The organism is Frankia sp. CcWB2 (assembly GCF_977927585.1).
This window is the reverse complement of the sequence record NZ_CDWRCM010000246.1, coordinates 1-1976: the sequence shown is the minus strand read 5'-3', so window position 1 is coordinate 1976 and position 1976 is coordinate 1. Positions and strand designations below refer to the sequence as shown.

Here is a 1976-nt window from a genome sequence, read left to right as displayed (position 1 = left end):
CATCTGCTGTGCATAGGTGATCATGATCTCACCTCGCTGGCTGCGGTCTCGCTGATTGACGGGCTCACCGTGACCGTCGTCGACATCGACGACGAGCTGCTCGCCTACCTGGACAGCTCGGCCCGGTCGTTGGGCGTCCGGCTGCGGTGCCTCTACGCCGACCTGCGCTTCGGCCTGCCGCCGGCGGTGGTGGGCACGGCCGATCTGGCGTTCACCGATCCGCCCTACACCCCGGAGGGCGTGGCGCTGTTCACCGGGCGCGGTGCGCAGGGTCTCGCGGACCGCGAGCATGGTCGCGTCCTGCTGGCCTACGGGTTCAGCGACCGGGTACCGACGCTGGGTTGGAAGGTGCAGCGGGCGCTGATCGATCAGGGCTTCGTGTTCGAGGCCATCTGGCCAGGCTTCCACGTCTACGAGGGCGCGGAGGCGGTGGGTGCCAGAGCCGACATGTACGTCTGCCAGCCGACCCCGACCACCTGGAAGCAGCTGGACCGCTCGGCCACGGCGGCCACGGCGGCCACAACCGCGACGGCCGCCATCTACACCCGGGGCCGGCAGTCCACGCAGAGCCGGCCGACGCGCCTGACCGCCCCGGTCCTCGACGCGGTGGCCGCCTTCCTCGCCACCGGACCGGCGGGCCGTGCCGTGTTCGTTGGCGAGCGGCGGGAGGTCGACGCGGTCCACGTGCGTCTCGCGACCGTGTTCGACCGGGGGCTGCCCGCGTTCGCCTCGACCGGGCCCGGCGCCTCGACCGAGGACGGAACGGTCAGCGTGGCCACCGACCTGTCGGACGATCCGGGCCCCTGGCTGACCAGGCTCCTCCTGGCGGTCAACGCGGACCGGCTCGCCGTCGTCGTCTCCTCCGATCACCCCGATCTGGGCGTCCGCCGCCGGCGGGCCCAGGGTGACCCGCTGCGGCAGCTGCGGGCGAAGTGGACCGCCACCCCCACCCGGGACCTCGGGGACCTGCGGCTCGTGACGTTCACGGCCGTCGACCCGGCGGCGCTCGGCCCCGCCGACCGGCTCGCCCGGTGGCTGCTGGACCGCCCGCACGGCAAGATCGGCAACGTCTGGCGGGACGGGCTCATCCGGATCGTCCGGGAGGATTCGGGGCGCACGCTCTCCCAGCGCGACGCCCGGGCCGCCGTGACCCGGGTCGCGCGCGATCCCGACCTGCTAGCCGCCCGGCTGATCGATCTTCCCCGGCACGCCCTCGAGGGAATCCTCGCCGCGCTGTCGTCCGGCGACACGCTGCCGGCCGAGCCGGTGAGACCGGGCTGGATCCGGCAAAATGGGCAGACGTTACGAAACGAGTAGATACTGACGGAATCGGAGCTGGCGACGGCGGAATCGCGGTGGCACCCGCGGGGCCGGCGGCCGGACGCGCCCAGTGCCGCCTACTGTCATGCTATGGCGACGCCTGCAGGCAACGGCTCTCGAGCACACGCAGCGGACCTGCAGCGGTATCCCGACCCCCTCGGTGCCCGGGTACTGGTAGTCGAGGACGACGACGGCCTCGGTACCCAGCTCGTGCGCGGTCTGGACCGTGCCAGCTACACCGCCGACCGGGTGCGGACCGGGGAGGCCGCGCTCGCCCGGGTCGACGGCGTGTCCCCGCCCGACCTCGTGCTCCTGGACCTGGGACTGCCCGACATCGACGGCGCGGAGGTGTGCCGGCGCATCCGCGAGCGCGGGGACACCCCCGTGATCGTGGTGACGGCTCGGGGGGACGAGGCGGACCGGGTCGAGGCCCTGGACCTCGGTTCCGACGACTACCTGGTAAAATCATTCGGATTCGCCGAACTGCTGGCCCGGATACGGGCGGTGCGGCGGCGCGCCGTCCGGGCCACCGGTGAGGGCTCCGACGTGGTCCGGCACGGGCCGCTCGTCCTCGACCGGCGCAGCCGGCGGATCTCCGTCGACGGCCGTCCGGTCCAGGTGACGGCGCGGGAGTACGATTTGCTGGCCTTCCTGGA

2 protein-coding genes are annotated in these 1976 nt (G+C 72.9%); both read left to right on the top strand.

Going from position 1 to position 1976, the window contains the following annotated elements; translation table 11 throughout:
- Window positions 1–1317: bis-aminopropyl spermidine synthase family protein (locus tag ACY45C_RS19480; protein ID WP_462189008.1), on the top strand; the 1317-nt coding region annotated here is incomplete at its 5' end.
- 93 nt (window positions 1318–1410) lie between these two features.
- A partial coding sequence (locus ACY45C_RS19475) for a response regulator transcription factor (RefSeq protein ID WP_462189007.1) occupies window positions 1411–1976 on the top strand: 566 nt, incomplete at its 3' end.